The organism is Acinetobacter sp. ANC_7553, from assembly GCF_056779895.1.
In genome coordinates this window covers 86,175-110,553 of record NZ_JBWYIV010000008.1, presented here as the reverse complement: position 1 = coordinate 110,553, position 24,379 = coordinate 86,175, and the positions used below count along the sequence as shown (strand labels likewise).

Sequence of the window (24,379 nt, the reverse complement as noted above, 5' to 3'; positions counted from 1 at the left end):
TTTTTATTACTTAACTTCAGTTAACTTGACGGATCGGTTGACCCGCTTTAAATGCAGCTGCGTTTTCCTGTACTTGTTGCACAATGCGTTGACGTGCTTCAACGCTTCCCCATGCGCTGTGTGGTGTAATAATGAGATTAGGGATATCCGAATTCAATAACACATTGCCTTGCTGAGGCGGTTCTATACTCAATACATCAGTCGCTGCCCCTGCGATTCTCCGATTGATTAGTGCTTCCGCCAATGCTTGTTCATTCACAATGCCACCACGGGCACAATTAATTAAATATGCACTTTCTTTCATTAGACTGAATGCTTCTGCATCAATTAAGTCGCGTGTTGTTTCAGTTAATGGACAATGTAAGCTAATAAAGTCTGATTGACGCAGCAAGCTTTCTAAACTGACACGATCATCGGCTGCAGGTCGTCCTGGTAAATGAGCCACAATCACCTTCATACCAAAGGCTTCAGCCAACTTCGCTACGGCTTGACCAAGTTCACCATAGCCCAAAATCCCCAAGGTCTTACCATTCAATTCGGCAATGGGGAAATCTAATAAACAGAATTGTGACGCTTTATTCCATTCACCCGCACGAACTGCACGATCATATTGAATAAAAGACGTTGCCAAGTTCAGCATCAACATCATGGTATGTTGAGCTACAGCGGCAGTACCATATGCCTGACAGTTACATACCACAATGTTTTGAGCTTTTGCTTGGATTAAATCGACATTATTGGTGCCTGTGGCTGAAATTAAAATTAATTTAAGCTGCGGTCGTTGTTGCATCATGTCTGCCGTAATCACCACTTTATTGGTCACCACCACATCTACATCCGCAATGCGTTCAAGCACTTGATCTGGATCAGTGCGCTCAAAGAATGTTACCTCATCAAAGACTTGGTACCACCCCGAAAAATCTAAATCATTCTGATCGAGAGAGAATTGATCCAAAAAAACAGCTTTCACGTTGAACCTCAGCAATATTGATCTGCATTTCGACTGCAAGATTTTCATGATAATTCAACTGATTGTAAGCTTAATTGTAGGTCAACAATAGCTGATTTGACTGTTTTTTTGTCTCAGATTGCGTCGTTGCTGCACGCTGTGCTTTTAGGGAAAATTGATCTTCTTTCAGCGCATTTAAATATGCCGTTGCCAAACGATACGCTTCTTCACAAATACGTTCAGAAATCCGATCTTCTGTGTAATAACCATGTTTCATACAAGTAAAGATCATTTCAATAATGATCAACATACTGTCAGGTTGTTGCGGTAAATAATCATCTACCCGAATTGCTTTAAGTGCATCTCTTAAATCTTGACTGAACTGTTTGAGTTCCATTTGATGACGTAAATATACTTGTCGGTTCAGTGGTCCTGATAAAATCAATAATCGGGCCACAGCAGATTCATTATAAAACTTGGCAGTGGTCTCAATCACAGCTGCAGCCACCATTCGACCATAAGCCGACATACTTTCGTGCGGATGTTCTCGTATGACGTTTAAACCAGCTTCCTTAAGCAAGCTTACCAGTTTCTGCAAATGCAACTGTGCCATATGATGCAACAGATCATATTTTGTCGGAAAGAACTGATAAATACTGGCTCTTGGAATTTTTGAAGCATTGGCAATTTCGGGAATTGAAATTGACTCTAAGCCCATTTTAACTAAAAGTTTTTCAGCAGTTTGAATCACCTGCATAACACGGCGATGTGTACGCGATTGTTTTGGAGGATTCATTCCTGTTTCAGTTTTTACAATTTTCTTTTTATTCATCTGTCCCACCTAAATTCCATTTATATGGGTTTTTGTGCTCAAGTAGACACGTCAAAGATGCATGAATATTCCGATATTCATAAATACATCATCATTTGAATCATTCAAATTGGTTATATATTGCCTGATCTTAACAATGAAACAGAGTCATTCCATCGCTTTCGTTACAAAATAAACACGGGTAAATTTTAAACAATATCGCTTTTTACGACAGATTGAGATCTATCACACACTCTATATTTTTTTACTTAAAGATAAAAAAGCGCCGAAGCGCTTTGATCAATTGCTATGAAAAATTCAGCCTTACTCCACTGAAAATTTTTCTGCCTCACCAACAGTGTCTGATTCAAAAATACAGTTTCCTAACTCATCGCAGTGCATATAGAGATGCTTATAACTGATACTAAAGAAACCTTCGCCCTTTTTCACAATCAAAGGGCTCATATCCGCACTCAGCGCATCATCCATTTTGATCAATTTGGTAACACGGCGATCATTCATACAAATGAGATAGTGCTGTTTTTTAATTTCAATCTGGGCCAATCCAGTACTTTCCACATGTAATGGAATAATGTACTTACCATTAATATCAATCACATGTTGTTCATAGCTTTCTAATTTTTGGGTGATCACGTTAAAGACCAAGACTTTGCCAAAGCTGTCATGAAGTTGTGTTTTATTTTCAAATGGCAAATGAATCGAAATACCAAGCTTTTGTAAATCTTGTTCATCAACTCTTTTATTGGTCAGTAAGATACGTGTAATCGTCTGTTTAAGACTGGCATCAAAAAAGCTACTGTCTAGTTGTAGATCGATGGTTTTTAAAATATTACCTAATGCTTCATTGTGGGTGCCAAGCAGATGTGCGATCACGCTTCGATAGTAAAATTTACTGTTCTTTTTAACTGCTCGAATCTGGCGATAAAAGTAGGTTGCATCAAATTCATGTTCAATAAAATCATGCAATAACGCAGAATTTGCTAATACAGCAACCGCATCATGGCCTGTATAAGGTAAATGTAGTGTATTGAGTTGAGGAATAAGTGGCTTAATCTTTTCATAGTGCTCGCGATCCAGATCAAAGTAAGGATCATAAACCACGATATATTCTGCATCGGACGCAATATCTGTCGCGTCAATTTGCATGTCAGCATTGACGTTAGGATCGTAAAAATCAGTATAACGGCGGTCTTCGATTTCAGCAGGATTAATTGAATATTGTGGCACCATAGAGATCACACGTGCTGCGCCCAATAGCTTACTGTACTTAATCGCTGCGTAGCCGCCCATAGAACCACCATAAGCCACGACACGCTGAAATTGATTCAACAAAGGTGATATTTGCTCGATTAAAGCGTGCATGCTCTGTGATGGGAACCATGACTTTTGTTTTGGCATGATACCTATGACATTGTAGTCATATTTGGCTAAGGATTTTTCAGCATTAATGGCATTGCCTTTGGCACGACTGATCAAGTCACCAAAAGAGAGAACCAATGTTTCTGTTGTTCCTTTTAAATAAATTGCTCTGATGTGTTCGTCTTCAAATACTATTTGCTTATCCATTGCAATTCCAAAAAAGGGTTCTCATCATCTGGTTTGCAAAATGAATCAATCGTTCACTTGCTTACATCACATTGTCGGTGTCATATTTTATAGATACTGTTCAGATTAAAAAGCGCAAAATATGACACATTCACTTCATCCTGCTGCTGAAAATGGGTTTAGTTCTGCGGCTGAACTTTATCAACAAGTCCGACCAAATTATCCACAGGCTATCGTCACGTGGTTGAAAGATGAATTGAATCTTCATCCTGATGCAGTTGCGATTGACTTAGGATCAGGGACAGGAAAATTCCTGCACTATCTAAAACAAGTCACCTCGAACATAATCGCCGTTGAACCGATTCCAGCAATGCTCGAACAATTGAAAATAGTACATCCTGAGGTGAAGACACTACAAGCATCAAGCCATCAAATTGCGCAATCAACGCATAGTGTTGATGCTATTTTATGCGCACAGTCATTTCATTGGTTTGCTGAACGACAAACATTGCAAGAAATGCATCGCCTTCTTAAACCCCAAGGGCATTTAGGTCTAGTCTGGAACCAACGAGATATCTCAGTGGATTGGGTCAAAGCATTGGCAGATTACATCGCACCTTTTGAGTCCGATACGCCACGCTTTCATAGCAACCAATGGCAAAATGTATTTCAGCAGCAAGAATTATTTGAATTCCAAAGTTTAAGCACCTTCACTCAGCATCAAGTCGGCAGTGTTGAACAGGTCATCAGCAAACGACTCTTATCTACCAGTTTTATTGCGGCAATGTCAGCGGCAGACCAAGCAAAAATGAAGACAGCATTTGAATCGATCGTATTTGAACATACGGGACTCATGCTCCATGATGAAGTTTCCTTTCCTTATATCACTTATGCCTATCACTATCGTGCGCGATAAACTAAACTTAATCTCGATCATTCATTAAAAAAACCAACAGAGGATTGACTCTCATGACGGCAAATCTTCACCCTATTCGACTTTCGATATTTGCACTCTGCTTGAGTATGCCTTTCATGCTCATTGGATGCCAAAAAACAGAACAAAACCCTCAGACCGAACAAAAAGAATCCGTTGATCCATCTGTTGAATTGAAAACACAAATTGAAGCACAGCCGATCAAATCGTTTGAATCCACTCCAAATGACGCACATGACGTTGCTTTGCTGAATCAATATGATCAAAGTTTTGAGCAATTAAGTGATGAGCTAGACGCAGAACTTCAGCAATTAAAAGCAGATGGCAATTTAAATGCGGATATGGAGTTTCAGCGTAAACGAGATCTCATTCAGTCCTCCCTCAATATGTTGAAAGAATTAGATCTTAAGACGGAACAAGGTAGATATATTCAAGGCTTATTTTATCAATACTGGGAAAATCAGATTGAGGTCTATCAAGAGCTCGAACAGTCTCCCGAAGATGAGCTTCGAAATCCTAAAGATGCAATTCGAAATATGAGTGATTATTATACTGCGAAAGCCCAACTCCAACATTGGAGTCAAAATACTAGTGTCACGAAAGAACAATAGCGTACATAGTAAAAGTACAGCACAATTTTAGAAACAGTCTTCTGCCTGCTTAAGAAATACGTACTCGACATTGCCACGATGTTGGGGCATCTGTTTGAGTACGGTCTTGAGCAACTTCCCAAGGTCGCACATACGCCAATTCAATGAGTTCCTGACCAGGCTTTAGCGCAGTCAGCTTCACTGTCTTTTCACCTCCAAGGCCTACCATCGCTTTTGATTTTTCAGTCGCCAAATATTGTTCTTCAACTTTAAAGAGATGAAGCGGTTGCATAATTTGCCATTGATAACCCGTACTTGGATTTTCTGCTGCATTAAATTCTAAGGTTTCACCCACTTTCATCACCAATAGTGCAGGACAATTTTGCTGATCAGTATAGTGATGGGACTCCGCTTGCACTTCAGAGACTGGATTTTGACATGCGGCAAGACTACTCCCGAGTACGCCAATACATAAACTTATCCATAAGGATGTCTTGCCAACGCTCATGATCCCACACTCTCATTTATCTAATGATCAAAACTTTGAGCTGAAAATCATTTCAAACTCATCAATCTCAAATCATATTTAAATATTTCGCTTTTCTAACCATTCAATTGATTCGACGCGAATTAATTTGCATGCACCATCGCCGATACCATTCCAATCCAAAGCTGACTTCCACACCAAATCTTTGGCATTGATTTGCACCAATTCCCCTTCTAGGCGCACCAGATCACCACGTTGAACTTTCTTAATTTCTTTCGCAATTTGTGGATTAGCCGGGATAATGTGCATGTTACTCACCAACTGTGTTGCTAAGCGTGGGTGAATCGGTGGTTTTGCCATTTTCCAATTTAAATAGCGGTCATACTGATTAATCGAAATTTGTCGTGCAATTTCAGGTTCTGTGAAAATACCGCGGGTCACTGCATAGTCGATGGGTGAAAATTGGGCTTGCGGATCATCGGTATATTCTTTCGAACCAAGAATACGAAATTCCCCTTCAAAAGGTTCCAATACCGAAATTTTTTGATCTGCCGAAGCTGGGGGTAAACCATTGGCAATATTAAAGTCGCTCGACTTCACACTGGCAGAGCTATAAGCCGAAACACCACCAAGGGCGATACATAATGCGAGAACTAACTTTTTCAACAGACATCCATCCTTCTTTCTAAGTGTCAAAAACAACTCAACAGCAGCACATACATCTACTATGGACAACATCCGACTGAATTGTATTTAACCTAAATCTATATGATCTATCTTAAAACTTCATTCTGAAAAGGAAATTGATGAACAGTAACAATCTATCGTGCTTTAGTCACAATTTTGTCTACTGTTAAAAGTTTATTGAACGTGTAAAATAATCGAATAATGGAAGATGTTAAGAACAAAAATGATTTATAAATTTTATCAGCAACGAGTATTCCCGCATATTCTGAATCAAGTCATGCAGTTACCAAGTATGATGGATAGCAGACGCCGTCTTCTACTTCCGATTCAAGGTGAGGTATTAGAAATCGGTTTTGGTACAGGAATTAACCTGCCATTTTATCAAGCTGTGGGCAGTCTCTATGCGCTTGAACCGAGCCTAGATGTATACAAATTAGCTGAACAACGTATTCAAAATGCACCGTTCCATGTGGAACATGTTCATGCTAAAGCGGAAAATTTACCATTTGAAGATCAATCTATTCAACATGTCGTCAGCACATGGACATTATGTAGTGTGAGTCATGTTCAACAAGTTTTACATGAAATTAAACGTGTATTACGCATCGGTGGCACTTTGCATTTGGTTGAACATGTCGCTTACGATGCACAACAGCAAAAGAGTTTAAAGCGTCTTCAAGATCTTTTAACGCCAGTACAGAAAGTGATTGCTGATGGTTGTCATTTGAACAGAAATATCGAGCAAGCACTGCTTGATGCTGGCTTTGAGATTTCTGAACTCGATTATTTCGAAGCAGAAGAAGTGCCCAAAGTAGGTCGTCGCATGATGCTTGCTCGCGCGACTAAAACCAACTGATCACTTCTAAGTAGTGGATTATTGATCCAAGCTAGTCTTGAAAGTCGATACGGATCGTCTCAAAACGCACACGCCCTTCGGCAATTGCATTCGCAATTGCCATCTGACCTTTGGTGAGCCGTGCTCCACCACTTTTAATATCAATCAGTACAACTTCAATATCTTCTGCTACGCCATCACCATCACGGAAATCTGTATATCCATCAAATACCACATAGTCGACAGGATCACCTAAGAATTTAGCATCACTGGGTAAATATTGAAATTCAGGCATAATCGGTGCTAATTGTTCAGCCATTTTACCTTTCAGCACCGCACGACTGGTATTTACACTGCGTTTTTGAGCAGCAGCTAATGCGTGTTGATGCTCAAGTTCAAGCTCTGCAATATATTGTTCATATTCTGCTTTGATACGGCCATTGCGGGTTGAGCTCAACATCATTGTGGTGATTACCACGCCAATACAGGCGCCTATTAACATTGCCATCCAAATGGACATTGACGTTCTCTATGACTTGTTATGCGGACAATTTAAACAAGAACTAAACTTTTGTCATGTATGCGCGTTTTGGCTGATTTTAATGCTAAGCTAAGATCAGACCTTATTTGAAGCATGTATAATTTTAAACTCATGAAAACGATACTGATTGCCAACCAAAAAGGTGGCTGTGGAAAAACAATTTCTGCGATTACACTGGCGACAGCACTCGCACAGAAAGGTTATAAAGTTGCATTGGCGGATGCGGACAATCAAAAATCTGCATTGCAATGGTTAAAGCAGCGCCCAAAATCAGCAACACACATTCAAAGTTTAGATTGGCGCCATGAAAAATCGATTGGTGATGCACCGAAGAATCTTGATTATCTGATTATTGATGCTCCAGGTGCATTAACAGGCGAACATGCAGAACAATTAATTGCAGAATGTCATGCAGTGGTCACACCTCTGCAACCTTCTTTTTTTGATATCGACAGCACGCGTCGTTTCTTAAAACACATTCATGACATTAAACGTATTCGGAAAGGTAAAGTTCAAGTTCATTTGGTGGCAAATCGTGTCAAACCAAATAGTCAGAGTGCTCAAGAGATCCAACAGTTCTTTGCCAAGATTGAACAACAACCTGTTGCTTGGATTTCTGAACGAACAGCTTATGGTCAATTGGCGATGCAGGGTCTCAATATTTTTGATAAAAATCAAAAAACTTATTTATCAATACAACAACAATGGCAACCCTTGTTAGATGTTTTAATTGATGATCCAAGTGATTGGTTCTAAATAAAGAATACAGATTGTCATCGCACTTTTTTTTCATTTTCATATATGATGTTAAATGCATACTCGAAATGAATCAGATGTGCGGCAGATACGTTTGAAAATCAAGAATATAGATCAGAGACTTTAGTGCAAGATTTTAATCCAACTTTACAGCGTGTACTTTTATTTGGCTTGTTTTTTATTCTGCTTTATTTGGGATATGACATTGTCAAATACTTTATCGTACCTGTGTTATGGGCTTGTATTATCGCCTATATGACTTGGCCTTTATACAAACGTATTCTCGCTTGGTGTGGTAATCGACCTACATTGGGTGCGTCTGTTATGACGTTCTTATTGGCACTCGTTGTCGGTTTACCGTTCACCTTTGCTATCTTCTTACTTCAACATGAAGGCCGAAACTTATTCTTTGATTTACAGCGCCAACTGGCTTCTGGTCATATCACCGTTCCTGACGTGATACGTGAGTTACCCATTGTAGGTAAAGAAGTTTCTCGAATTGTACGTGACATCAATGCCGACCCAAATGCACTTTTTAGTAATATTAGTGTATGGATTCAAGGACATCTAAATTACGGTAAATTCGTGATTAGCGAAATTACCAAAAATTTAGTCAAACTTGGTTTTGCCATGCTCTCTCTCTTTTTCTTTTACCGTGATGGACAAACGATTGTTCAACAGGTCAGTAAAGCGATGGAGAAAGTCATTGGTCCACGTATCCAACATTATATCGACACGATCTCTGAAACAACGCGTGCAGTGGTATATGGTGTTGGTTTGACTGCCGTTGCACAGTCGATATTGGCAGGAATCAGCTATTACGTTGCTGGTGTTCCAAATCCAATGCTTTTAACCATTATGACCTTTATCATGGCGCTAATTCCTTTTGGTCCTCCAGTGGCATATGGTGCTGTTTCACTGTGGTTATTTTCACAAGGTCAGACCGTTGAGGCGATTGGCGTAATGGCTTGGGGCGTTTGTGTGGTGAGTACAGCCGATAATGTCATTCGTCCTTTGGTCATTTCAGGTGCTACTCAAATTCCGTTCTTATTGATCATGTTTGGTGTATTGGGTGGTTTAGCGAGCTTTGGTTTAGTTGGACTCTTTATTGGTCCTGTAATTCTCGCCATTCTTTTAGCCATTTGGCGTGAATGGTTACATGAAACACTGGAACCAGAACCCGTGCCTAAAGCCACGATGGCCTACGATCAAGACAATGAAACACCACTCTCATAAGTGGTGTTTTATTTTTTACTGATAAGAAATCTATACAATCAAATACTTAAATCGTTCTTGTTGCTAAATGCCAAATTTGTTTCAATGCGTTATCACTTACATGGAACAAGGATAGAACAGCATGCAAATGCAATCGAAAGTTTCAGCATTCAAAGTTTCTATGCTCAGTGCATTGCTGAGTTTAGGCTTTGTGGGATGTGCAGCAACGCAAAATACATCTGCATCCAAAGAATCCAACACTAAAATCCAAACCATTCCTGTAAATGCGGTGAGTGCTCAAGGAGTTCATGATCAAATTGGAACGATTAGCTTCCAAGATAGTGACAAAGGTCTTGTGATCACAACGGACTTAACTAAATTATCACCTGGATATCACGGGTTCCATATCCATGAAAAAGGCTCATGTGAGCCTGCTGAAAAAGATGGAAAAATGGGTGCTGCGCTTGCCGCTGGTGGACATTACAATCCAAATCAAGCGCCTGGGCATGGTACGCCAAACGATGGTCATCTAGGTGACTTACCTGTATTGAACGTTGACGCGTCAGGTAATGCAAAAACACAAGTGATTGCACCACGTCTTACACTTGCAGATATTCAAGGTCTATCCATCATGGTACATGCAGGTGGTGACAATTATTCAGACCAACCTAAACCACTAGGTGGTGGGGGTGATCGTGTAGCATGTGGTGTTATACGCTAAACTACACCCAAGACTCATCAAAGGATTAAGCTCTAGCTTAGTCCTTTTTTATTTCGCTGATGATCTATAAAATGTTGTGAGTATCACTTCATATCCATCTTTATAGACATGATTGACATATTAGCTTATTTTTAAATCTACTATCATAAAAAACGATTATTATAAATTATATTTCCCTTAAACAATGCGATCTAGTCCACATAGATTCTAACTTTGCTACAACAACGATTAGGTAAAATAGGATGTCTTCTTTTGTGGGGTTTAGAATGAATATTAAGTCCTTACGTATTATTGGTTTACTTGAAGGGATTTCATTCCTACTACTGCTTTTTTTTGCCATGCCAATGAAATATATGTTAGATCAGCCTATTTATGTGAAATATATTGGCATGGGACATGGCGTTCTATTTGTGTTGTTTTTAGTCGTATTATTTGTGGTATGCGAGAAGCAAAAGTGGTCTATCAATGTATTTATTCTTGGGCTGATAGCTTCCGTTCTACCCTTTGCCCCTTTTATTTTTGATCGTAAACTCAAACATCTCGAACAAATACAATGATTAAAAAATCCTCCACAAGGAGGATTTTTTTATGCTGAAGTGGCTCTTTCTTGCATGATCTGATGAACAATTTTTCTTGGAGCACTAAACCACAGTGCAATAAGGATAAAACAAGCCAATGCATATGCCATCGTGCCGTAAGATTCATACATAATGCGTACAATTTCGATCACAACAAAGAATGCAATCATCATAATCATACCTACTGCGGCAGCAACAGTTCCTTTAGATACCTCAGATGCATCTAAACTGAAACGATAAAGCACAGAAAAACTGCAGCCCTCACCAAAACTGATTAAGGTCATACCGATAATTAAGCACCATAACAAATAATCCTGCCAAATCACACCTGCCAAAACAATAAGCGTTCCAACCAACATCAACGGCAATGCAACTAGCACGGTCTTTCCTACCGCATAGCGATCAATGACGCGAATCAAGACTATATTTCCAATAATTAAACCACCCAATACAGGCACCTGTGCATAGCCATATTGCATATTGGTCAGACCGAGCTGTTCGACCAAAATTACAGGTGACATAGCGATCCACAAAATCAGTGGAATTGAGACCATGGGTACTGACAAAGCCAAGCCCATAAATTTTTTATTTTTAAAAATGGCTTTGAAGTCATCCCATACATAGCTTAATGGTTGCTTAGGAATACTCAAATGCTGCTCAGGCATTTTTGCTTTAAGACCAAACCAACTTAAGGCTGCTAAAAAGGCAATCCCAATGAAACCCCAATGCCAAGACACATGGTCTATCATAAATGCGCCGAGCACAGGACCAAGTAATGGTGCGATCAATGAAATATTCGCCATTAAAGCCATGACTTTAATCGCATCTCTTTCCTCAAAAATTTCTTGGATGGCAGCATAACCCACAGCTGAAATAATGGTCAGCCCAATCCCTTGTAAAAAACGAAATGCAAGAAATTGCTCTATAGACTGGGTGAATAAAATGAGCAAACAACAGACCACAAAAAAGAAAACACCTCCAAGGAGTACTTTTTTACGACCTAAGCGATCTGATAACGGACCTAAAAACCACGCCAAACATGCTCCACCCAATAAAAAGAAAGACATGGATGATGGCGCCCACTCACTGCCTACACCAAACTCACGTGTAATCGTAAGCATCGCAGGTTGTACAAGATCATTACAGATATAGACTGAAAATTCGAAGAGCACCAATGCCAAAGGAAACATAATTGTTGCCCGACTTAAGGTTGCTTTACTCACCTTTTGCATGTTTTTTTTCACATGTTTGAATATTTTTTGGAAGCGTAGTTTACGTGAAATGCATCACAATGCCATGACAAAGTTTTGCGTTTTTGTAACCCTGAATTGAGAAAGAAAGTCTGAAAATTAAACGAAAATTTAGCCTTTATCTTAAATCAATTTCTCACCCAAACATTCACATCATTTGGCATCAATTGCATGACTTTTCAAAAAAGTACCATGCTTCATTTCCTCAATCGCTTCAACAATCTCATCTTGCGTATTCATGACATAAAAACCACGCCCGACTAAAGGTTCATTTAGTGGCTGTCCCATGAGATATAAAATTTTGCTATCAGACAATGTGGTGAATTCAACGTTTTCACCATGACTTGAAAACACCGCCATTCCCTGATCAGTCAGCAATTCATCATCTATGCCAAATTCAACTTTACCACGGCGCATATATATCAGTGTGGTATCCAAATGTCCTGCTGGTAATGTGAGTGTGTGACCTGCTTTTAAATCCAAATCCAAAACCAGCAAAGGACTATGGACTAATGCTGGTCCTTTCACTTGCATAAAGTCTCCAGCAATGACACGCGCAGTACCCGCATCATGAGCTAAATCTACAACCGGGATATTAGATTTGAGTAAGCTTTGATAACGCGGATTCGATTTTTTTGCAGTTGCTGGCAAATTCACCCACAGCTGAATCATTTCAAATCGTCCACCTTCTCGGGAAAATGACTCACTAAATTTTTCTTTATGAATAATGCCTGATGCAGCAGTCATCCACTGTACATCACCTTTCTGAATAACACCTCCACCACCTTGCGAATCCCAATGCTCTAACTCACCTTCATACACGAACGTGACTGTCTCAAATCCACGATGTGGATGTTCTTCAACACCTTTACGCAGTTGAGAGGGTTTCAACGTACCGGGACCAATATGATCGAGAAGCAAAAATGGGGATACTGTATTTCCAAGTTCATAGTGTGAAAAAACAGACACAACCGGATTAAAGTCACCAACTGAAAAATGACTGTCGTTACGATGGATAAAAGAGAGTGTTTTCATTTTTTATCTTATTTATTGAATGACTTTAGTTTAATGTGGTTTTAGATTTCCCTCTACGTTAATTTTATGATGCTTTCAGTTGTGTTTTATCAATTGAAATATTTTTGTCATCAAAATTTGATGCAATTTGAAACATATAAAATGTTAGAAATCATCTAATCTGAACATTCACCAGTGATAAATATGAAACTTTTAATTACTTAATGTTCATGTGGACTAATTCCACAAAGCAAAGGATCTGCAGACTCAATAAAACACTTGTTTTGTCGATGTAATCTCTCAGTACACCTTGAGCTTTTAGAACTATGTCAAAATGCTACATACCAATTAAAAATCGCTGGCGACATCATCATGAAGCTTCGATTCTATCGCTCGTCGGTGGTTGGCTAAATACCGTTGGATTTATTTCATTATTTGGCATTTATACCAATCATGTTACTGGCTATATCGTGACTGCAGGCAAAGAAACGATCCTGGGAGGATTAGGACTGTGGGCTCTTTTTATTGGCATTTTCGTATTTACGATTGGTATTACCGCATGGTGTGAACAACGTTGGAAAGACAAATATCCGAACATCTTACTTGGGTTCTTTATTGCAGAGGCAATACTGTTAACGCTCTTCATGCTGGCGGGACTTAATTTCAGCCCGTTTTATACTTTGGCTGAATTTGGCGCAATACTTACCGCAACATTGGGCATTGCTGCAATGGGAATTCGAAATGCCATTATCCGAACATTACTATCTACAATGGCTACCTCAACCTTAATGACGGGCAATCTTGCTCAACTCACCATTGATTGTACTATTGCTTATGGGGCACCTCATGTATCAGAAGAACGCAAACAAATTGCCAAACAAAATATTCTAAAAATCTTACCGACTATTTTATCCTTCAGCTCAGGTGCAATATTAGGTGCGATTACTTATATGTTGTTTGGCTTCTTATGTATGATTTTTCCCATTTTAGCGATGGGCTATATTTGCTATCGTGAGTGGCGCTTCTCGTCTACTCATCCTTATTCGACTCAATAATGCACGCAATAAAAAAGGCATAACTCACTATGCCTTTTTAAACCGAATTTCTGGTCTGATGTCATGGACAAAGCGCAGTTTGGAAAGATTTTGTATTTTTTCCACGCCCACATTTGTATTCAGTTTTCTTATTAACTTGCTGCCATTTACCATCGTTCAATTTAAAACTATAGATAAAGCGCTCGGCAGCAATTGAGTCATCCATCAAGCCTGTTTGCGTCACTTTGACTTCGGCTACGGTCGGTGCTTCGGCACGATTGAAATACTGACGTAATTCAACAGTCACAAGCTCATTGCGTAATTCAGGATGTAGCTTCAAGACTTGCTCTAAAGGAGTGTCATTCCCATGTACTTTAGAAATAACATTTTTCGTAGTAGCACACCCCGTGAGCATCATACTAACTAGACCAACTGTGGTCATTATTTTCATCATCATTGTTTTACTCAGTTCGCCATTGATCTTTTACATATGATGTTCTGAACTGTTGTGACAAAAAAGCACAGATATGTATGCTATTTTTTTCAGGATCAAATTTATATCATTCGATATCTTTTGGCTGGCATAAAAAAACAGCACCGAAGTGCTGTTTGGGATTTGCTTAATTCAAATCAAATAACTTTCCTGGATTCATAATCCCATTTGGATCAAATACTTGTTTGAGCGCTTTCATATATTCAATTTCTTCAGCTGAACGTGTGTACTCAAGATATGGCTTCTTCGTCATACCCACACCGTGTTCCGCAGAAATTGAACCATCATACTTTTTCACAGTATCAAATACATACTTGTTCACCACCTGACATTTCGCAAAGAATTCATCTTTGGTTAAATTTTCAGGCTTTAAGATATTTAAGTGCAAGTTACCATCGCCAATATGACCAAACCAGCAGATTTCAAAGTCAGGATAATTGTCAGCAACAATTGCATCAATTTCTTTAATGAATGCAGGTACGTGTGTGATGAGCACTGAAATATCATTTTTGTATGGGATAAATGGTGCTATTGACTCAGAAATATCTTCACGCAGACGCCACAAGCTTTCTACTTGGTCTAAGCTTTGACTAAGCACGCCATCAAGTACCCAACCTTGTTCCATACAATGCTCAAAGATTTCCATTGCCTTGTCCATAATTGGCTCAAATGGCGCTTCAAACTCAAGCAATACATAGAATGGGCATTCAGTTTCAAATGGACGTTGCACGTGACCATTTGCCAATACTTTTTGCATCGCAAGTTCACCGAAGAACTCGAACGCAGTTAAATCAATTTTCGCTTGGAACGCGTGAAGAACTGGCATCACTGCATCAAAGTCAGGTACACCGAGCACCATTACTTGCAGATCTTGTGGTTGACGCTCAAGTTTAATTTCCGCTTCAGTCACTAAACCTAAAGTACCTTCACCACCAATAAATAAGTGTTGCAACGCATAACCTGTCGCATTCTTGATCATGCCTTTGTTTAAACGCAGCACATCCCCTTTACCAGTGACTACAGTCAGACCGAGTACCCAGTTACGTGTCATACCGTATTTAATGACTTTAATACCACCAGCATTAGTACCGATGTTACCGCCAATTTGTGATGAACCAGCTGAAGCGAAATCAACTGGATAATACATACCTTGTTCTTCAGCATAGTTCTGAAGTTGCTCAGTCACCACACCTGATTGTACACGCACCATACGGTCTGCTGGGAAGAATTCCAAAATTTGGTTCATCTTGTCCATGCTGACCACGATTTCACCGTTGGCAGCGACAGCCCCTGCAGAAAGACCAGTACGACCACCTGACGGTGTCACAGCAACATTAAATTGGTTTGCTAGTTTCACAATTGCCTGAACTTGTTCAGTCGTCGAAGGAAAAACGATGACTGATGGGTTTGGATCAAAATGTTTAGTGTGATCGCGTCCCCAATTTTGTAGGCTGTCCGTATCAGTTTTGATACGGTTTTCACCAACAATTGACGTTAATTGAGTCAATAACTCTGGGGTTAAAGCAACTGGAGCATTCATCGTTTGCAGACCTAGCAAGAAAGATACAAGTTGTAGATTGCTTAAAAAACAAACCTTTAATCAAGATTTTAAAAGCGTATTTGTTAAGCGAATGTGAAGAAAATATCACCACGACTGGATGAGTCAATTTCACGATTGTGCATTATAAAGCATTTTCCCATGAAACCCCGATAAAATCAGACATTTTGCGAATGTTACTTAGATATGATGCAGTTAATTCAACCGCAGTTTGTCTGATAAGGACTATATCTTGCAAAAATATCCATAGCTCAAGTCATAAAGGAAATGTATATAGCACGCTCACGTATGCTATCATACTGCCACTAAATTTGGCCTTTGTAGCGGAGCCGTAATGAGCCAACATCTCTCTTTGCCTAAAGATAAAATTCGTTTCCTATTGTTAGAAGGCGTTCACCAAAACGCAATCGACACTTTGAATGCTGCTGGATACACCAACATCGACTATCGTAAAACTGCGCTTGAAGGTGAAGCGCTGAAAGAAGCGATTAAAGATGCTCACTTCATCGGTATTCGTTCGCGCACACAATTAACTGAAGAAGTTTTTGAAGCTGCGAATAAATTGATCGCGGTCGGTTGTTTCTGTATTGGTACAAACCAAGTGAACTTGAATGCTGCGATGAGCCGTGGTATTCCAGTGTTTAACGCACCATACTCAAATACTCGTTCTGTTGCTGAACTTGTATTAGCTGAAGCTATTCTTCTCCTTCGTCGTGTACCTGAAAAATCTACAGATACACATGCAGGTGGTTGGAACAAATCTGCAGTAGGTTCATTTGAAACACGTGGTAAAACTTTAGGTATTGTGGGTTACGGTTCAATTGGTTCACAACTTTCTGTCCTTGCTGAAAGCATGGGTATGAAAGTGATTTACTTTGATACAGTAACAAAATTACCTTTAGGTAATGCTCGCCAAGTTGGCTCAATGGGCGAACTTCTTGCAAATGCTGATGTTGTATCACTACACGTGCCAGATGTTCCTTCTACACGTAATTTCATGACCAAAGAGCAATTTGCTCAGATGAAACAAGGTTCAATCTTCATCAATGCTGCACGTGGTACATGTGTAGTAATTGAAGATTTAGCTGATGCTCTGAAATCAGGTCATTTGGCTGGTGCTGCTGTTGACGTATTCCCGAAAGAGCCTAAAGCGAACGGTGAAGAGTTTATTTCTCCACTACGTAATATCCCGAACGTGATTTTAACACCGCACGTGGGTGGTTCTACGATGGAAGCTCAAGCAAACATCGGTCTAGAAGTTGCAGAGAAATTCGTTGCTTACTCTGATAAAGGTATGACATTGTCAGCAGTTAACTTCCCTGAAATTGCGCTTCCGTTGACTGAAGGTAAACACCGTTTACTTCACATTCACAAAAATATTCCAGGCGTGTTGTCTAAAATCAACAACCTGTTTGCTGAACACGGCATTAACATCTCTGGTCAGTCTCTTATGACCAAAGGTGATGTGGGTTATTTAGTCATGGACGTTGATGCTACAGCTTCTGCTGAAGCACTTGATACACTTCATAACGTAGAAGGTACAATCCGCGCTCGCGTATTGTTCTAATCTCTAATACGTTTGGAAAACCACAGCTTTTTCGAGCTGTGGTTTTTTTATGGTGTCTCATCTGAGTTGACGTTGGCTCCGCCAACTTAGATGAAAGATATCCCTTTCTAATCTAACCATCATACATTTAAAACCATGTCTTTGTTAAAAATAAACCCGCAGTTACAAGCACTCGGTTTGTTATTGATCGCCATGATCAGTCTACAAAGTAGTGGTTCATTAGCAAAAGTTTTATTTGAACAATTCCCTATCGTTACGGTGTCAGCCCTACGTCTGACATTTAGTGCTGTGATTTTGGCGATTATTTTTCAAGTTTGGAAAATTCAATTCAAACAAATTAAATGGAAAGCCATTGTCAGTTATGGTGTCGCTTTAGCTGGCATGAACATGTTGTTCTATCTTGCTATTGATCGTCTTCCGCTCGGTTTAGCAGTTTCATTTGAATTTATTGGTCCACTCAGTGTGGCTTTATATTATGCGCGTCAAAAGTTTGATTTTATTTGGGTTGGTTTGGCCATAATTGGACTGATCCTTTTATTTCCCTTTGACCAAGCCAAACAACCTTTGGATTTACTTGGTGTATTTTTTGCGTTGGCAGCTGGCGCATGTTGGGCACTTTATATTATTGCTGGTCAGCGGCCTTCGGGAGTTTCAGGTAATCACACCGTATGTTTAGGCATGTTTGTTGGAAGTATCATTCTTATGCCGATTGCCCTCAGTATCGGTTTGCCAGCAAGCGTATTTGAAATTAATCATCTAATGTTATTCATCACTTTAGCAATACTCGCCAGTGCCTTACCCTTTACTTTAGAAATGATTGCACTACGAAATCTAACAGCATTAAGTTTCGGTACCTTGATGAGTATTGAACCAGCTGTTGCCGCATTATCTGGGTTTGTATTTTTGGGTGAGCAATTGTTATGGAATCAATGGCTAGCATTGTTTACCATCATTTGTGCCTCAGTTGGCTGCACCTATACCACTCAACACGCCAAACAAAAATTATCTCATACTTAATTTAAACTACATTTTCCATGATGGATTGAAGCACTGTGGTCATCATAATAATGTTAAAATTTGAGCAGTCTCACTCTTTTTAATTCGGCTTCGTTTTCCCAATGCCAAATGCTCAACTCACTGCCGTGCTGTTCATGGTCTTATCCATGATCGCCTATCAAATTAGTGCATCCTTCGCAAAGCAGCTTTTTGAAGTTTTAGATCCATTTACTGTGGTCACTTTACGTCTATGCTTTGCATCAATTATGGTTGTATTGATGTTCCGTTCATGGAAAATTCTTCGTCGCCTTCCTTACTTAAAATGGAAAGATCTTCTCTTTTATAGTGGTTCAGTCGCTTTGATGAATGTCTTGTTTTATGCATCATTAGGAAAACTACCACAAGGGATTGCAGTAGGACTTGAGTTCTTAGGACCACTCACCTTGGCTTTACTGTCAATTCAACAACGAAGTGATTACATTTGGGTCATCATGGCAATTTTCGGTGTAGTGCTGATGGTGCCTTGGCAAGATGCCAATGCGACTAACTTTTCATATCTTGGTGCTGCTATGGCCATTGGTGCAGGCATTTGTTGGGCATTCTATATTTATTTTGGACAGAAAGTCGTTCGGCAGAATATCGGCATGCATGCTCTCAGCATTGCGATCGTCCTCTCAGCATTGACATTATTACCGATCAGTATGGTTCATAATCCATCCGCATTAGTTCAATTTGGATATTGGCCACAAGCCATCGTCATTGCGCTTTTGGCTACAGCCATTCCCTATGCATTGGATTTATTGGCATTAAAGAATTTAAGTAAAATGTCTTATGGAACGCTATCAAGTTTGTCACCAGCATTAGGTGCATTGACAGGTTGGTTACTGTTGAATGAACACATTACCTTATTACAAGCCGTTGCTTTGGGTTGTATTATGATTGCATCAATTGGTGTTACTTATCGCGCTGCTAGAATGAAATCACATGGCATAGAAACATAAAAAAAGATGGCACATGCCATCTTTTTTATCATGGGATTAAACCAAGCTGTCTTTATCTAATTTCTTATATTTCTTATATTCAGTTTGATATTTTTTAGCCAAACTCTCTTTTTGTTTATCCTCTAGAATTTTTCCTGCTTGCTGAAAAAAGCCATGCTCTTCTTCTTCAAGATGATGATGCACTGTTTCTGACAATTTTTTTGCGATGGCTAACCATCCTGGATTACTGAATTCAGTTTCGGTGAGTTGCTCAAGTAATTCGTCCATTTCATGATGTTCAGCCAATGCATGACGCGTAATATTCAAACCTGAATCGGTCATCATCAGTGGAATATAGAAGTATCGGTCTTCTGCCACTGCATGAGCAAACAATTCATTTTTTAGCTGCTCAAATAATGTTCGGCGTTCTGGCGTGTCCCCTGAAGTTTGAACCAGCTTCTCAGCAAGTTCACGTTGAACATCATGACTTTCACGTAAAGCTTCAAAAATATTCATCTTGTTATCCTGTCTTATAAATATGATTTGAAAAAAGAAAAACTTGAATGATCTTCAAAACACTCAACTTACTATAAGAGCTTAGTCGATAACTTCGAGATAGGTTTAAGAAGCGATTTGTATAAAAAAGTTTAATGTTGAGAATGGTTTACATTAAGAACATCTGATAACTTAATCGAACAATTAAAATAGATACCAGAATTAAAAACAGAATACGAATAAAACCACTACCGTATTTAAGCGCCAATTTCACCCCCACAATCGAACCAATCATATTAGCAACAGCCATCATGGCACCCACTGCAAATAAAATGTGGCCTGCAGGAATAAAGAATGTAAGAGCGGCTAAATTGGTCATCACATTACCAATCTTGGCCAAAGCTGCTGCATGCAAAAAATCGACTTGTAAATATCGAATAAAATAAAAAATAAAAAAACTTCCTGTTCCCGGACCGAATAATCCGTCATAAAACCCAATCGCCAAACTTCCTATTCCAGCCAGGATCAGAATTTTAGTGTTTACCGTTTGTGCAATATGAACCTGTCCAAACTCCTTCTTTGACAATGTGTAAATTGCCATCACAATCAGCATCACCAAGACAAAGGGCTGCAAGATTGATTTCGGAATCATGGAAACACTGGCAGCTCCCGCAAAAGAACTGATGGCAGCACATATCGCCACCACCAGTAATAACTTCCATTCAAACTTAACTTTTTTAGCGAAAGTCCACGCGGATGTTGCTGTTCCAACAACCGCAGCTAGCTTATTGGTGCCAAATAATGTTGCTGGCGCCATATGAGGAAAAGCACTCATCAATGCTGGAATCTGAATGAGACCACCACCACCGACTGCTGCATCAATCGCGCCTGCGCAAAATGCAAAAAAAATCAGGCTGAGGATGATGTCTAATTCCATAATTGAGTTCGCTTATAAATTTAATACACGTTTAGGAACTAGACGTTTTTTATCAGTAATTTCAGCTAAACCTAAACACTTTTTTTCATCAAATACGAGGACTTGAGATTCGGCAGGATGATCAATATTACTTTCCATCCCACGACAGAAATATTCTGCACGACCTTCTGGTACTTGAACCTTTGGAAAATGATCCACAGGCGCATAAGCAGGCAACAATAATGCTTCACGTTGTTGTTCAGTTAGACTTTCTAAATATTCAATAGTGTACTCTGGCACAATACCAAAATGCCCAGTTTGAATACGATGTAAATATGTTAAGTGCCCATAACTTCCTAAAGCTTTAGCAATATCCTCACCCAATACTCGGATATACGTTCCTTTTGAGCATGTCACATCCAAAGTAATTGAATCTTGAGTGAAAGACATCAGTTCAATCGCGAAAATATGAATTGGACGAGCCTCACGTTCGATTTCAATTCCTTTACGTGCCAGCTCGTACAAAGGACGACCTTCTTTCTTTAAAGCAGAATACATTGGAGGAACTTGTTGAATGTCTCCAACGAATTGCTGAATCACACTTTGAATTTTATCTTCGTTAAGTTCAATCGGTTGTGCCTCGAGCAAAACTTCACCCTCGACATCACCTGTAGTTGTACTATTTCCCAATTGAATCGTCGTTTGATAACGTTTAGTAGATTCCAGTAAAAAGTGTGAAAACTTGGTCGCTTCACCTAAGCAAATCGGGAGTAAGCCTGATGCTAATGGATCTAAAGCGCCAGTATGACCACCTTTTTCAGCACGATAGAGCCAGCGCACTTTTTGCAATGCTGCATTTGAGCTAATCCCCAAAGGTTTGTTGAGTAGAAATACACCACTTATATGACGTCGAGTAATTTTTGGAGATTTAGCAGACATTAGATAATATTCAGATCAGTAAAATACTGCTATTTTATCAAATCCATTTATCGAATATTGATTAAATTTTTATGCATAAAATGTGACATTTGTGGCAAATTATTCTACACCATTAATAATAACTAAATGATTTCATAGGATGTGAAATGAATTCAAAAGCTAAATTGAAAATTACGCTGCTGATTGTGGCGTGTCTGGTCGTTTTATTTCTTCTCTTTCAATGGTTGAAACCTGACTCAGCTGAATCTGTTGAAAACTCACAACGAGCAGCACAAGATGCCGAAATTCAATCAGAAAATATGGCGCTACAACAAAGTACAACCGTAAATGGTTCTAGCTTTGCAAGTAAAAGTCAGCAAGATATTCAAATCAATTGTCAAATCCAAACCGATAATGCCAACCGTTTGATTGTGAATGAAAATACTAAGAACTGTTTTGAGTTTTTTATTACCCAATACGGCGAAAAAGAGATTCCGCAAATTAAGGCTGATTTTATTAAATTTGCTCAAAGCACCTATCAAGAACCATTACTAGGTCAACTGACAGATTTATGGTCACGTTATGTTCAATATCGTGAAAAAATGGGTGACCTAACACCACCAAGCCATGACAAAGAAAGTGCGCAGTATTACAAAGCTATTTTTAATCAGATGAAATCATTGCGTAAACAATTTTTTTCAGACTATGAAATTGAAGGTTTATTTGGTATCGAAGATGAATATCATGATTATACCTTGGCTCGAATGAGTGTTATGGAAGATAAAAATTTATCTGAAAAACAAAAAGCCGATAAATTAAAAGAACTATTCAATGATCTACCTGAAGATTGGAAAGAAAATTTAAAACAACTTTCTCAACTTGAAGATCTGCGTCAATTAACTGCAGAAATTAAAGCTCGTGGTGGTAGCGCAGAAGAAATTCGTCAAATGCGTCTCAGCTTAGTGGGTCCTGAAGCAACACAACGTCTAGAAAATCTTGATGGACAGCGCTCAAATTGGAAAAGCAAGGTCAATCAATATTTATCTGAACGTGACAGCATTGTAAAAAGTAATATGAGCCCTAGTGCAAAGCAGGAAGCTGTACAACGCCTCCGTTCTCAACATTTTAATAATTCACAAGAGCAACTTCGGGTAGAAACATTCGAGCAAGTTCATGATCAAGGCGGTCAACTTCCTTTTGCCGATTAATCTTTTCAAGGAACACATTCATTCACAGGGAAGAACGATGAAAAACTTAAAACTTAAATTGATACCTACGACGTTAGCATTCGTCACAACGCTATGCTTATCAAGCTCATTCACTGCCCACGCAGGTCCGGGATTACTCGAAGTAAATGAGACAAAGATCGGTAGTTATGCAAAAACCAAATATCCTATTGTGATGACACACGGTTGGTTAGGCTGGTCTCGCATAGGCAATGAAACATTCAATATTGACTATTGGTATCAAATCTTACCTGATCTATCGCGCAATGGTGCACGCGTTTTTGCAGCACAACTCTCACCTGCTCATACGACTGAATTTCGAGGAGAACAATTAATTTCTCAGGTTGAAGAAGTAATTGCGATCACTGGGCAGAAAAAGGTCAACCTGATTGGTCATTCGCACGGCGGACCGACTGCGCGTTATGTTGCAGCAGTAAAACCCGACTATGTTGCTTCTGTTACTGGTGTAGGAGGGACTTTCAGAGGTTCTATGGTCGCAGATAAAATTCAAAATAATGAAGCAACTCGAACAATATTTAATATTTTAGGGGATTACATCATTCCCCCATTAATTGCTTATGCACAAGGTCGTCCTGATATGCCGATCAGCTTTGATGCTTCGATGAAATCATTAACTGAAACAGGCTCTGCTGCATTTAATGAACGTTTTCCAACAAAAGCTCTCGCGTCAAGTTGTACTCGTTTAGGCAACCCAATAGACAACGGAATCTTTTATTATTCTTGGACTGGTGTTGCACAAACCACCAACCTCTTAGATATCGATACCATTTTAATGCAGCTAGGGCCTTTAGCGTATGGCAATAAAGATAATGATGGCATGGTTGGGCGCTGTAGCACGCATATTGGACGTGTAATTCGTGATGATTACAAACTAAATCATACCGATTTAGCTAATATGATGTTCGGTCTCAAAGGTTTATTTGCCCCAGATCCTATTTCACTTTATCGCCAGCATGCCAATCGTTTGAAACTGACAGGACTCTAGACGCACAAAATAGCGCAGTTAAATGGAAAGCTATTCATCAGAATAGCTTTTCCGACCATCAGCGACTCTCGACAAAATTTAAATAATGCTTTTTGAACACATTTGCTAATGATTAAATCCTTTAATTATTTAAACTTTTGATTCTTTTTTGCTTTTTATATGTTAATTCGGCAAGCTAAATTGGCATTTTTTGTATCTTGTTGCATTCAATAACATCTTTTAAGGTCTTCTGTATGTTCATCTGGAAGAACATCAT

26 protein-coding genes are annotated in these 24,379 nt (G+C 39.2%); 13 read left to right on the top strand and 13 right to left on the bottom strand.

The window, feature by feature from the left end; translation table 11 throughout:
- Positions 1–16: 16 nt before the first annotated feature.
- The 3 genes from AC1M9I_RS08085 to AC1M9I_RS08075 all read right to left on the bottom strand — a co-directional run bounded on the left by AC1M9I_RS08085 (position 17) and on the right by AC1M9I_RS08075 (position 3,347).
- Positions 17–970 (bottom strand): 2-hydroxyacid dehydrogenase, encoded by a 954-nt coding sequence (locus AC1M9I_RS08085; RefSeq protein WP_481610895.1) that lies wholly within the window; start codon positions 968–970, stop codon positions 17–19.
- 70 nt (positions 971–1,040) lie between these two features.
- A complete protein-coding gene (locus AC1M9I_RS08080; RefSeq protein ID WP_481596187.1) occupies positions 1,041–1,781 on the bottom strand; it encodes a TetR/AcrR family transcriptional regulator in 741 nt (246 codons plus the stop codon).
- A 303-nt stretch (positions 1,782–2,084) separates the two neighbouring features.
- Positions 2,085–3,347 carry a hypothetical protein gene (locus AC1M9I_RS08075; RefSeq protein WP_481610061.1) on the bottom strand — a complete coding sequence of 421 codons (1,263 nt, stop codon included), beginning with the start codon at positions 3,345–3,347 and terminating at the stop codon, positions 2,085–2,087.
- A gap of 121 nt (positions 3,348–3,468) precedes the next feature.
- On the opposite strand from AC1M9I_RS08075, the gene AC1M9I_RS08070 reads away from it, so the two are divergent.
- The gene (locus AC1M9I_RS08070) at positions 3,469–4,242 is read left to right on the top strand and encodes a class I SAM-dependent methyltransferase (protein ID WP_481610060.1); all 774 of its coding nucleotides are present in this window, start codon (positions 3,469–3,471) and stop codon (positions 4,240–4,242) included.
- 53 nt (positions 4,243–4,295) lie between these two features.
- Positions 4,296–4,871: a hypothetical protein gene (locus AC1M9I_RS08065; RefSeq protein WP_481592251.1), complete on the top strand. Its 576-nt coding sequence runs from the start codon at positions 4,296–4,298 to the stop codon at positions 4,869–4,871.
- 49 nt (positions 4,872–4,920) lie between these two features.
- Here AC1M9I_RS08065 and AC1M9I_RS08060 read toward each other — a convergent pair whose 3' ends face one another.
- Both AC1M9I_RS08060 and AC1M9I_RS08055 read right to left on the bottom strand, forming a co-directional pair.
- Entirely contained in the window at positions 4,921–5,358 is a 438-nt protein-coding gene (locus AC1M9I_RS08060; RefSeq protein ID WP_481610894.1) for a protease inhibitor I42 family protein, read from the bottom strand.
- Between the two features lie 78 nt (positions 5,359–5,436).
- Positions 5,437–6,006, bottom strand: coding sequence for a hypothetical protein (locus tag AC1M9I_RS08055; protein WP_481610083.1), 570 nt, complete (start codon positions 6,004–6,006; stop codon positions 5,437–5,439).
- A gap of 241 nt (positions 6,007–6,247) precedes the next feature.
- Here AC1M9I_RS08055 and AC1M9I_RS08050 point away from each other — a divergent pair, with 241 nt between their 5' ends.
- A complete protein-coding gene (locus AC1M9I_RS08050; RefSeq protein ID WP_481610893.1) occupies positions 6,248–6,880 on the top strand; it encodes a class I SAM-dependent methyltransferase in 633 nt (210 codons plus the stop codon).
- Between the two features lie 31 nt (positions 6,881–6,911).
- Here AC1M9I_RS08050 and AC1M9I_RS08045 read toward each other — a convergent pair whose 3' ends face one another.
- Positions 6,912–7,379: a Holliday junction resolvase-like protein gene (locus AC1M9I_RS08045; RefSeq protein ID WP_481610892.1), complete on the bottom strand. Its 468-nt coding sequence runs from the start codon at positions 7,377–7,379 to the stop codon at positions 6,912–6,914.
- 132 nt (positions 7,380–7,511) lie between these two features.
- Between AC1M9I_RS08045 and AC1M9I_RS08040 the strand changes: the two genes are divergently transcribed.
- From AC1M9I_RS08040 to AC1M9I_RS08025, 4 genes are all read left to right on the top strand, one after another.
- The gene (locus tag AC1M9I_RS08040; RefSeq protein ID WP_481592254.1) at positions 7,512–8,156 is read left to right on the top strand and encodes a ParA family protein; all 645 of its coding nucleotides are present in this window, start codon (positions 7,512–7,514) and stop codon (positions 8,154–8,156) included.
- Positions 8,157–8,282: 126 nt separating this feature from the next.
- Entirely contained in the window at positions 8,283–9,392 is a 1,110-nt protein-coding gene (locus AC1M9I_RS08035; protein ID WP_035264258.1) for an AI-2E family transporter, read from the top strand.
- Between the two features lie 121 nt (positions 9,393–9,513).
- A complete protein-coding gene (gene sodC, locus AC1M9I_RS08030; protein WP_035264260.1) occupies positions 9,514–10,092 on the top strand; it encodes a superoxide dismutase family protein in 579 nt (192 codons plus the stop codon).
- Between the two features lie 266 nt (positions 10,093–10,358).
- Positions 10,359–10,649 carry a DUF3817 domain-containing protein gene (locus tag AC1M9I_RS08025; RefSeq protein ID WP_179998758.1) on the top strand — a complete coding sequence of 97 codons (291 nt, stop codon included), beginning with the start codon at positions 10,359–10,361 and terminating at the stop codon, positions 10,647–10,649.
- Between the two features lie 29 nt (positions 10,650–10,678).
- On the opposite strand, the gene craA is transcribed toward AC1M9I_RS08025, so the two are convergent.
- Positions 10,679–11,902: a chloramphenicol efflux MFS transporter CraA gene (gene craA, locus AC1M9I_RS08020; protein WP_481607283.1), complete on the bottom strand. Its 1,224-nt coding sequence runs from the start codon at positions 11,900–11,902 to the stop codon at positions 10,679–10,681.
- Between the two features lie 171 nt (positions 11,903–12,073).
- Positions 12,074–12,955: a pirin family protein gene (locus AC1M9I_RS08015; RefSeq protein WP_481610891.1), complete on the bottom strand. Its 882-nt coding sequence runs from the start codon at positions 12,953–12,955 to the stop codon at positions 12,074–12,076.
- 305 nt (positions 12,956–13,260) lie between these two features.
- Here AC1M9I_RS08015 and AC1M9I_RS08010 point away from each other — a divergent pair, with 305 nt between their 5' ends.
- Positions 13,261–13,989 carry a YoaK family protein gene (locus tag AC1M9I_RS08010; RefSeq protein ID WP_481610890.1) on the top strand — a complete coding sequence of 243 codons (729 nt, stop codon included), beginning with the start codon at positions 13,261–13,263 and terminating at the stop codon, positions 13,987–13,989.
- A 61-nt stretch (positions 13,990–14,050) separates the two neighbouring features.
- Here the strand turns inward: AC1M9I_RS08010 and AC1M9I_RS08005 are convergent, their stop codons facing one another.
- Together AC1M9I_RS08005 and AC1M9I_RS08000 are read right to left on the bottom strand one after the other, a co-directional pair.
- Complete coding sequence (locus AC1M9I_RS08005; RefSeq protein WP_481610912.1) at positions 14,051–14,422, bottom strand: hypothetical protein; 372 nt, start codon at positions 14,420–14,422, stop codon at positions 14,051–14,053.
- A 166-nt stretch (positions 14,423–14,588) separates the two neighbouring features.
- On the bottom strand, positions 14,589–16,001 hold the full coding sequence (locus AC1M9I_RS08000; RefSeq protein WP_481610889.1) for an FAD-binding oxidoreductase: 1,413 nt from the start codon (positions 15,999–16,001) through the stop codon (positions 14,589–14,591).
- Positions 16,002–16,353: 352 nt separating this feature from the next.
- Between AC1M9I_RS08000 and serA the strand changes: the two genes are divergently transcribed.
- The 3 genes from serA to AC1M9I_RS07985 all read left to right on the top strand — a co-directional run bounded on the left by serA (position 16,354) and on the right by AC1M9I_RS07985 (position 19,583).
- Positions 16,354–17,586: a phosphoglycerate dehydrogenase gene (serA, locus tag AC1M9I_RS07995; RefSeq protein WP_035264273.1), complete on the top strand. Its 1,233-nt coding sequence runs from the start codon at positions 16,354–16,356 to the stop codon at positions 17,584–17,586.
- A 135-nt stretch (positions 17,587–17,721) separates the two neighbouring features.
- On the top strand, positions 17,722–18,603 hold the full coding sequence (locus AC1M9I_RS07990; protein WP_481590084.1) for an EamA family transporter: 882 nt from the start codon (positions 17,722–17,724) through the stop codon (positions 18,601–18,603).
- A gap of 101 nt (positions 18,604–18,704) precedes the next feature.
- The gene (locus AC1M9I_RS07985) at positions 18,705–19,583 is read left to right on the top strand and encodes an EamA family transporter (protein ID WP_481590085.1); all 879 of its coding nucleotides are present in this window, start codon (positions 18,705–18,707) and stop codon (positions 19,581–19,583) included.
- A 36-nt stretch (positions 19,584–19,619) separates the two neighbouring features.
- Here AC1M9I_RS07985 and AC1M9I_RS07980 read toward each other — a convergent pair whose 3' ends face one another.
- The 3 genes from AC1M9I_RS07980 to truB all read right to left on the bottom strand — a co-directional run bounded on the left by AC1M9I_RS07980 (position 19,620) and on the right by truB (position 21,912).
- Positions 19,620–20,078: a hemerythrin domain-containing protein gene (locus AC1M9I_RS07980; protein WP_035264279.1), complete on the bottom strand. Its 459-nt coding sequence runs from the start codon at positions 20,076–20,078 to the stop codon at positions 19,620–19,622.
- A 148-nt stretch (positions 20,079–20,226) separates the two neighbouring features.
- Positions 20,227–20,994 (bottom strand): sulfite exporter TauE/SafE family protein, encoded by a 768-nt coding sequence (locus tag AC1M9I_RS07975; protein WP_092766679.1) that lies wholly within the window; start codon positions 20,992–20,994, stop codon positions 20,227–20,229.
- Positions 20,995–21,006: 12 nt separating this feature from the next.
- Positions 21,007–21,912 carry a tRNA pseudouridine(55) synthase TruB gene (gene truB / locus AC1M9I_RS07970; protein WP_481593377.1) on the bottom strand — a complete coding sequence of 302 codons (906 nt, stop codon included), beginning with the start codon at positions 21,910–21,912 and terminating at the stop codon, positions 21,007–21,009.
- 146 nt (positions 21,913–22,058) lie between these two features.
- On the opposite strand from truB, the gene AC1M9I_RS07965 reads away from it, so the two are divergent.
- Together AC1M9I_RS07965 and AC1M9I_RS07960 are read left to right on the top strand one after the other, a co-directional pair.
- Positions 22,059–23,099: a lipase secretion chaperone gene (locus AC1M9I_RS07965; RefSeq protein ID WP_481610888.1), complete on the top strand. Its 1,041-nt coding sequence runs from the start codon at positions 22,059–22,061 to the stop codon at positions 23,097–23,099.
- A gap of 37 nt (positions 23,100–23,136) precedes the next feature.
- Positions 23,137–24,123: an esterase/lipase family protein gene (locus AC1M9I_RS07960; protein WP_481597524.1), complete on the top strand. Its 987-nt coding sequence runs from the start codon at positions 23,137–23,139 to the stop codon at positions 24,121–24,123.
- Positions 24,124–24,379 lie beyond the last annotated feature (256 nt).